This is a genomic window from Humitalea rosea (assembly GCF_003253705.1).
Lineage (GTDB): Bacteria > Pseudomonadota > Alphaproteobacteria > Acetobacterales > Acetobacteraceae > Humitalea > Humitalea rosea.
In genome coordinates this window covers 194675-202833 of the sequence record NZ_QKYU01000005.1, presented here as the reverse complement: position 1 = coordinate 202833, position 8159 = coordinate 194675, and the positions used below count along the sequence as shown (strand labels likewise).

Below are 8159 nucleotides of genomic sequence, written 5' to 3'. Positions count from 1 at the left end.
GGGAATGACCCCCAAGCGTCTCGCGGCGACCCTCTCCCAGCTACCGACGCGCAACCTTAGCCAGGAGGCGCGGCGATGAGTGGAGGAGTTACAAGTTTCACCGTGCCGCGCCATGCGCTGCTGGACCACCGCATGGCCGAGCTGCGGGATGCCACCACCCCGCCCGCCGCCTTCCGCCGCCTGCTGGCGGAGATCGGCGCGATCCTGACCGTCGCCGCCACCGCCGACCTGCCCGCCACCAGCCGGGCGGTGACGACGCCGCTGGAGACGATCCAGCACCCGGTCCTGGCGGTCGCCGAACCGGCGCTGGTCGCGATCCTGCGCGCGGGGCTGGGGCTGCTGGAGGGCGCGCAGCGGATCATGCCCGCCGCCCCCATCGGCCATATCGGCATGGCGCGGAACGAGCACACCTTGCAGCCGATGGAATACATGCTGCGGCTGCCGCCGGATGCGGCGGAGCGGGGGGTGATCCTGCTCGACCCGATGCTCGCGACCGGGGGCAGCGCGGCGGCCGCCTGCACGCGGCTGAAGCAGGCGGGGATCACCAGCATCCGCCTGCTGGTGGTGGTGGCGGCACCGGAGGGTGTGGCGACCATGGCAGCGGCACACCCCGATGTGCCGGTCTGGGCCGCGGCACTGGACCGCGGGCTGAATGCTCAGGGCTTCATCATGCCGGGCCTGGGCGACGCCGGGGACCGTTGCTTCGGGACGGAGTGATCCGTCAGAGCAGCCGTGCCTCGAAGGGCGGCACCAGATCCGGCGCCTCGAATTCCACCACCCAGAGATCCGGGTCGCGCTTCACCGCGCGATCGACATAGGCGGTGATCGTCTCCTCATCGACCGGGGCGGGGCCGGTCGCGCGCAGCCAGGCCGGGCGGCCCTCGGCATCGCGCACCTGGCTCAACGCCACCTGACCCTCCCGCCCCCGCAGCAGCGCGAGGATGCCGCCGCTGTCGAGGTCACCCTTGCGCAGCACCATGGCCGGGCGGCCGGCGATGTCGGACATGCGAACGGCCATCTGCACCCAGAGGCTTGCTTTGATCTTCGGTTCCATCGGCCGGACCCTGACAGGCGGATCGCCCCTTGCCCATATGGCCCAGCCTTGCGAAATGGCGAAAGGCCTTTGGGCCCTGGGGACCATCATGAGCAAGACCAAGACACCCGTCGCACCGGCCGCCACCACGATGACGGCGGCGCAGCGCGCCTATGAGACCAAGCGCGCCCAGAAGGCGGGGGTGAGCCTGGAAAAATGGCTCGCCGCCAAGCAGGCCGACCGGGCCGCCGAGGCCAAGGCCACCGCCGCCCCGGCACCCGCCGCGCCGCCGAAGAAGCCGGGCTTCCTCGGCCGCCTGATGGAACGGGTGCAGAAGCCGATCTGACGGGCCGCGGCCCGCCTTTCGAAGGTTTTGCGCGGCTCTTCCACTGATCGGCACAACGGCATAGCGTTGCGGCCTGGCAATCAAAAGCGGGCCGTCATGTCAGTCAACACCACGACCGATACACGCTACCTGAATACCATCGGTTACAAGCGCAAAAACCCCGGCAATCTGATGGTGCATTCCATCCCCTATTCCGGGAAGGTCGTGGTCAAGGACAAGAGCGGGCCAGTCACCTTCATCTCAATGGAGAAGGGGCTGCGCGCCCTGGCGATGGACATCAAGATGAAGTCGAAGACGATCTTCAGCATCACCGATATCCTGACCCTCTATGCCCCCTCCAGCGAAAACAATACCGCAGTCTACATCAAATACGTGGCGACCAAGACGGGCAAGGGCGCCACCGAGAAGCTTGTCTATAATGACGCGGTCTATATCGCGTTGATGCAGGCGATCATTTCCATGGAGATCGGCTTCGGCACCTGCCCCTTCACCGAGGAGCAGTTGCAGACGGCGGTGACAGCGGCCAAGACCAGCGAATAGGGTCAGACCATACGGAGCAGCATGCCGTCGCGGCGGATCGCCTGGTGGAAGATCACCGCGCCGACATGCAGCACCACCAGCACCGCCAGCGCCCAGCCGAGGAGTGCATGGGCCTTGCCCAGCACCTCGGCCAGCGGCACATTCGCCGCCATGAATTTCGGCAGGTCGATGAAGCCGAGGTAGGCCGTGGCCCCCGCCATCGGGAAGCCCCAGGCGTTGGTCGCGACAAAGCCGAGGATGGGCTGCAGGATCAGCCCCGCGTAGAGCGCGTAATGCACCACCGCCGACGCCAGCCGCAGCGCTGCCGGGATGGTCTCGGGCAAAGGCGGGGCCGGATGGCGCCAGCGCCACAGCAGCCGCGCCACCGCGACGACGAACAGGGTCAGCCCCGCGGATTCATGGATCGTGTAGATCCCGTATTTTGTCGCCTCCGCCTCATCCTTCAACTGGTCGCCCACGGCGCCCAGCAGGAAGCCGAAGATGAGGGCGATGCCCAACAGCCCGGCGGTGATCCAATGGAACCATTTCGCGACGCTGGAATACTCGGCCACCGGCTGCATGCGCCGCTCCTTTGCCCCTTGCCCGCCAAGCATAGGCGGAAGGCCCCCCTCACCCGCAACCATCCCGCATGATCGCAGCCCACGCCGATTGGAGCATCGCCCCCGGCAAGCGCTGGGTGACCCTTGCCCGCCGTGGCGCCCAGGGCTGGCGCGCCGGGGCCGCCATGCCGGTGGGCGATCCCGCCGCCCTGGTCGCGCGGCTGCTGGCGGAGGGCGAGGCGGTGGCGCTCGGGCTCGACCTCCCGCTCGGCCTCCCGCTCGGCCTCCCGCTCGGCCTCCCGCGCGCCTTTGCCCGCGACTGCCCGGAGGCGGGGTTCCGCGCCTTCCTGACCGGGCTGGTGGAACGGCCGGGCTTCTTCCTGGTGAACCCCGGGCTCGACACCATCACGCGCCAAAACCCCTTCTACCCGGCGCGGCCGGTGAAGGGCATGACCCGGCTGTCCCACGCGCTGGCGCTGGGGATGGGGGATGCGAGCGGGCTGTCGCGGCTCTGCGACCGCGCCACCGCCGAGCGCCCGGCCGGCGCGCCGGTGTTCTGGACGCTGGGGGCCAATCAATCGGGCAAGGCCGCCATCGCCGCCTGGCGCGACTGGCTGGCGCCGGCGCTGGCGGCCGGTGCGCCGCTGCGGCTCTGGCCCTTCGATGGCGATCTGCACGCGCTGCTGGCGCCAGGGCAGGTGGCACTGGCCGAGGTCTACCCAGCCGAGGCGCTGCGCCACCTCGGGCTGCGCCTGGCCGGCAGCAAGCGCGCCCAGGCGCCGCGCCTGGCCCTGGCTCCGCCGCTGCGGGCGGCGATGGCGCGGCTGGGCGTGATGCCGGACATGGCGCTGGCCACGGCCATCGCCACCGGCTTCGGCAGCGACCCGGCCGGCGAGGACCGCTTCGACAGCCTCATCGGCCTATTGGGGCTGATCGCCGTGCTGGATGGGGTGCGCCCGGATTTCGTGCCGGACGACCCCTGGGTGCGCCAGTGGGAGGGCTGGGTCCTGGGTCAGACCGCCTTGCCCTCCAGCGGGGTGTAGAGCCCCGCGGCGATGGCGGCATGGGTCGCCAGCGCGATCGCGAGGTCCAGCGTCGGCGTCGGCACCCCGGCCATGCGGCCGAGTTCCAGCGGCAGGCGGAACAGCGCCTCGACCTCCATCGGCCGGCCCAGCTCCAGATCCTGCAGGATGGAGGGCTTGTGGAAGGTCTTGAGGCTGCGCCCCACCCGATCCGCCCCCCCCATGCCGACATCACGGCCGAGGGCGGCGGCGATGGCCCCGCCCTCATCCGTCATGCGGATCGCGGCGGCCAGCACCACCGGGTCGGACAGCGTCTCGGCGATGGTCCGCCGCGACAGCAGGCAGAGCGGCCCGCCGCTGAGATTGCCCATCAACTTGCCCCAGACCTCCTTGCGGATGTCGTCGGAGACCGGGCAGCCCATGCCACCGGCCTCCAGCAACGCCGCGATCGCCTGGGCGCGGGGGCTGATGCTGCCATCCAGCTCGCCCAGGATCACCCGGTTGGTCGGGCTCGCGACATTGACGATGCCGGGCTCGATCACGGTGCAGGCGGAATAGACCACGCCGCCGATGGTGCGCTCGACGCCCACGGCGTCGCGCAGCGCGTTGCCGGGATCGACCTGCGGCAGGCGCTTGCCGTCCATCGGGCCGCCATGCTTGTCGAAATACCACCAGGGGATGCCGTTCATCACGAAGGCGACCGCGGTGTTCGGCCCGATCAGCGGGGCGATGCTGGCCGCGACCGAGGGCAGCGCCGGGGCCTTCACCGTCACGATCACCGCATCCTGCACGCCAAGCTCGGCCGGGTCGGCGCTCGCCTTGGGGCGGCTGTGGTGGACGCCGTCGCCGGCGCGGACCTCAAGCCCCCGCTCGCGGATGGCCGCGAGGTTGGCCCCCCGCAGCACCAGCGAGACATCGGCCCCGCCCTTCGCAAGACGCCCCGCGACATGGCCACCAATGGCCCCCGCGCCGAAAACACAGATCTTCATGCCAGCAACTCCATAGCGGCGCGCGACAGCGCCTGAACCCCAAGCCCGATGCAGCGCTCGTCGGGCGCATAGAAGGCATTGTGCAGCCGGTCCTCGCGCCCCGGCGCGCCGGAGCCGATCCGAAGCTGGAAGGCCGGCACGCGGGAGGCGAAGGCGGAGAAATCCTCCGCACCCATCGAGGGCTGGCCTTCGATGGGCGCGACATCGCATTGCGCGGCGACGGCGCGCAGCACCGGCTCCAGCACGCTGTCGGCATTCACCAGCGGCGGCACCTTCCGCACGTAATCCATGGTGCAGCGCACCCGCATCGCGGTTTCCAACCCGGCGGCCAGGCGCCGCAGCGCCGCCTCGGCCAGGTCGCGCGCCTCGGGGTTCAGGGTGCGGACGGTGCCCTTCAGCGCCACCCGCTCGGGGATGATGTTGTAGGTGGTCCCACCCGAGACCATGCCGATGGTGATGACGGCGGGGTGCAGCGGCTTCACCTCGCGGCTGATCACCGTCTGCGCCTGGGAGATGTAGTGCGCGGCGGCAACGATCGGGTCCACCGCGTCATAGGGATGCGCGGCATGGCCGGATTTGCCCTGGATCACCAGATCGAAGCGGTCCGAGGCCGCGAGGCAGGCCCCGCGCACATAGCCGAAGCTGCCGACCGCCATGTCCGGGTGGTTGTGGAAGCCGAGCGCCATGTCGATGCCCTCGGCGGCGCCATCGGCGATCATCGCCTCGGCGCCGTCCAGCACCTCCTCGGCCGGCTGGAACACCAGCACGATGCGCCCGGCGAGGCGGGGCGCGAGTTCCTTCAGCACCGCGGCGACGCCGAGCAGGGTGGAGGTGTGGATGTCATGCCCGCATGCATGCATTTTCCCTGCCACGGCGCTGGCGAAACCGAGCCCGGTTTCTTCATGAATCGGCAACGCATCCATATCGGCGCGGATCGCCAGGGTGGGGCCGGGGCGGCCGCCCTCGATGGTGCCGAGCACGCCGGTGCCGCCGACCCCGGTGCGATGCGGGATGCCGAGGCGGGTGAGTTCGGCCGCGACGATCCCGGCGGTGCGGGTTTCCTCAAAGGCAAGTTCCGGGTGTGTATGGATATCGCGCCGGATTTCGATCAGCGCGGGCTCGATCCGCGCCGTCGCCTCGGCGATCGCACGGCCGGGATCATTGATGCCGGCGTCAGTTTTCAGCATGGGGGAACCTTCGGATCGGCGTGAGGCGCGATGTTATGTTGCGCCGCAAGATAGGTGAACATGTCTTCATGGCAAGACAGCCCGCTTGTCGCGCAACGGTCTGCGTGTCATGGGGCTCCGCATGTTCAGTCTTGCAGGAGGGAGCGTGTCCGGAAAGCTGCTCCGGCGGAGAATTCCAGCCGGTGACGAGGGGCGCGAAACGCTCAGCGCAGCCGCTGTTCCCACCCTCCTCCGGGACGGTCTTTTCCCAGCTTCCACCAGACCTTGGCGCCGGGTGTCCGGCCTGCCCGCCGGGCGGGCGGACCCACACCACAGCCTGCTCCGATTAAGTGCCAGACACCCATCGGACAGGGGCAGGCCCGGAAACGTCAGGTAGGCGTCAGCTTGGGATTGGCAGAAACGGATTTCCGGCGCCGTCCACGCCGGGCACATGGTTGATAAACGCAACTCTTTCGCGCAACCGTGCCACGTCATGAGTTCAAAGTTGCCCTTTAGCGACAGGGCGGGAGAGGAAGACTGATGAAGATCAACGCGAAGGATGCCGTATCGGCGTGCATCCTAATCCTGCTGGCCCTGGTCGGCCTGTGGCTGAACCAGGAGCACAACCTGGGCACGGCACGGCGCATGGGCCCCGGCTACATGCCGATGCTGACCTTCGTGATCCTGCTCGTCATCGGGGTGATCGTGCTCGGCCTGTCGATGTTCAGCGGCCCGGATCCGCTGGAAAGCTGGGCGTTCCGCGAACTGATCCTCATCCTGATCTCGATGGTCGTGTTCGGGCTGCTGCTGGAGCAGGCGGGGCTGTTCATCACCATTGGTGCGACGGTGGGTGTCGCAGCCCTCGCGGACAGGACACACAAACCATTGGGTGTGGTGGGCTGCGCCGTGGCGCTGATGGCGATCTGCTGGTGGGTCTTCATCTACGAACTCGACATCCGCGTGCCGATCTGGCCGCAGTTCTGAGCCCGGGGAAGAAATAAATGGAACTGCTGCTATCCAACCTCGCGCACGGCTTCGGCGTCGCGCTGACGCTCAATAACCTGCTCTTCGCCTTGCTCGGCGCGCTGATCGGCACCGCGATCGGCGTGCTGCCGGGCATCGGCCCGGTCGCGACGATTTCGCTGCTGCTGCCGATCACCTTCGGCCAGCCGGCGACCACGGCCATCATCATGCTCGCCGGCATCTACTACGGCGCGCAGTACGGCGGCTCGACGACGGCCATCCTGCTGAACCTTCCAGGTGAGGTCAGTTCGGTCGTCACCACGCTCGAAGGCTACAAGATGGCCCGCAACGGCCGCGCCGGTGCTGCGCTGGCCATCGCGGCGATCGGGTCCTTCTTCGCAGGCTCGGTCGCGACCGTCCTCGTCGCGGCCTCCGGCCCACTGCTGACCGAAATCGCGCTGTCCTTCGGGCCGGCGGACTACTTCTCGCTGATGTTCCTCGGCCTGATCATCTCGGCCGTGCTCGCCCAGGGCTCGGTCGTGAAGTCGGTCGGCATGGTGGTGGTCGGCGTCGGCCTCGGCCTGGTCGGCACGGATGTGCAGACCGGCCAGCAGCGCTTCACCTTCGGCGTGCCGGAACTGTCGGATGGCATTGGCTTCGTCGCCATCGCCATGGGCATGTTCGGCATCTCCGAGATCATCCTGAACCTCGAGAAGCCTGAAGCCCGCAGCGTGCTGAGCAGCAAGGTCGGCCAGCTCTGGCTGACCAAGGCGGAATGGAAGCGGGCGATCCCCTCGGTGCTGCGTGGCACCGCGGTGGGTTCGATACTCGGCATCCTGCCGGGCGGTGGTGCGGCACTGGCCTCCTTCGCCTCCTACATGATGGAGCGGAAGATGAGCCGCTACCGTCATGAGTTCGGCACGGGCGCCATCGAAGGCGTGGCGGGTCCCGAATCGGCCAACAACGCCGCTTCGCAGACCTCCTTCATCCCGCTGCTGACGCTCGGCATTCCGGCCAACGCCGTCATGGCGCTGATGGTCGGCGCGTTGATCATCCAGGGCATCCAGCCGGGCCCGCGCATGGTCGAAAGCCAGCCGGACCTGTTCTGGGGCCTGATCGCCTCGATGTGGATCGGCAATGCGATGCTGCTCGTCATCAACCTGCCGATGATCGGCATGTGGGTGAAGCTGCTGCAGGTGCCCTACCGCTTCCTGTACCCCTCGATCCTGATCTTCTGCCTGATCGGTGTGTATTCGCTGAACAACAACGTGTTCGACGTTTACCTGACCGTGGCATTCGGTTTCATCGGTTACATGTGCTCGAAATTGAAGCTGGAGGGTGCCCCCCTTCTGATCGGCTTCGTGCTCGGGCCGATGATGGAGGAGCATCTGCGCCGCGCCATGCTGCTGTCGCGCGGCGATCCGAGCGTCTTCTTCGAACGCCCGATCAGCGCGACCATGCTGGCCATTGCGGCCCTTGCTTTGGCCGCCATGCTCCTGCCGAATATCCGCAAGGGCAAGGACAAGGCGCTGTCGGAGTAATCCTTCCGCTCGCCACCGCT

The 8159-nt window shown here is 68.3% G+C and carries 10 protein-coding genes; 6 read left to right on the top strand and 4 right to left on the bottom strand.

The annotated features are described in order from the left end of the window. Nucleotides 1–75: 75 nt before the first annotated feature. Nucleotides 76–717 carry a uracil phosphoribosyltransferase gene (gene upp, locus C8P66_RS06385; protein WP_111397318.1) on the top strand — a complete coding sequence of 214 codons (642 nt, stop codon included), beginning with the start codon at nucleotides 76–78 and terminating at the stop codon, nucleotides 715–717. Between the two features lie 4 nt (nucleotides 718–721). Here upp and C8P66_RS06380 read toward each other — a convergent pair whose 3' ends face one another. Continuing rightward, nucleotides 722–1054, bottom strand: coding sequence for a DUF1491 family protein (locus C8P66_RS06380; protein WP_111397316.1), 333 nt, complete (start codon nucleotides 1052–1054; stop codon nucleotides 722–724). 88 nt (nucleotides 1055–1142) lie between these two features. On the opposite strand from C8P66_RS06380, the gene C8P66_RS06375 reads away from it, so the two are divergent. Then, complete coding sequence (locus C8P66_RS06375) at nucleotides 1143–1379, top strand: hypothetical protein (RefSeq protein WP_211314045.1); 237 nt, start codon at nucleotides 1143–1145, stop codon at nucleotides 1377–1379. Nucleotides 1380–1475: 96 nt separating this feature from the next. Beyond that, entirely contained in the window at nucleotides 1476–1919 is a 444-nt protein-coding gene (locus C8P66_RS06370) for a hypothetical protein (RefSeq protein ID WP_111397315.1), read from the top strand. A gap of 2 nt (nucleotides 1920–1921) precedes the next feature. Here the strand turns inward: C8P66_RS06370 and C8P66_RS06365 are convergent, their stop codons facing one another. After that, nucleotides 1922–2479, bottom strand: coding sequence for a cytochrome b (locus C8P66_RS06365; protein WP_158537119.1), 558 nt, complete (start codon nucleotides 2477–2479; stop codon nucleotides 1922–1924). 68 nt (nucleotides 2480–2547) lie between these two features. On the opposite strand from C8P66_RS06365, the gene C8P66_RS06360 reads away from it, so the two are divergent. Next, a complete protein-coding gene (locus C8P66_RS06360; RefSeq protein ID WP_111397312.1) occupies nucleotides 2548–3501 on the top strand; it encodes a hypothetical protein in 954 nt (317 codons plus the stop codon). On the opposite strand, the gene C8P66_RS06355 is transcribed toward C8P66_RS06360, so the two are convergent. Next, nucleotides 3471–4469 (bottom strand): ketopantoate reductase family protein, encoded by a 999-nt coding sequence (locus tag C8P66_RS06355; RefSeq protein WP_111397311.1) that lies wholly within the window; start codon nucleotides 4467–4469, stop codon nucleotides 3471–3473. The genes C8P66_RS06360 and C8P66_RS06355 overlap by 31 nt on opposite strands. Further along, nucleotides 4466–5656 carry a M20 metallopeptidase family protein gene (locus tag C8P66_RS06350; RefSeq protein WP_111397310.1) on the bottom strand — a complete coding sequence of 397 codons (1191 nt, stop codon included), beginning with the start codon at nucleotides 5654–5656 and terminating at the stop codon, nucleotides 4466–4468. Before C8P66_RS06350 ends, C8P66_RS06355 begins: the two co-directional genes overlap by 4 nt. A gap of 519 nt (nucleotides 5657–6175) precedes the next feature. On the opposite strand from C8P66_RS06350, the gene C8P66_RS06345 reads away from it, so the two are divergent. Together C8P66_RS06345 and C8P66_RS06340 are read left to right on the top strand one after the other, a co-directional pair. Further along, nucleotides 6176–6619, top strand: a complete 444-nt coding sequence (locus C8P66_RS06345; RefSeq protein WP_111397308.1) for a tripartite tricarboxylate transporter TctB family protein — start codon at nucleotides 6176–6178, stop codon at nucleotides 6617–6619. A 17-nt stretch (nucleotides 6620–6636) separates the two neighbouring features. Next, nucleotides 6637–8139: a tripartite tricarboxylate transporter permease gene (locus C8P66_RS06340; protein ID WP_111397307.1), complete on the top strand. Its 1503-nt coding sequence runs from the start codon at nucleotides 6637–6639 to the stop codon at nucleotides 8137–8139. Nucleotides 8140–8159 lie beyond the last annotated feature (20 nt).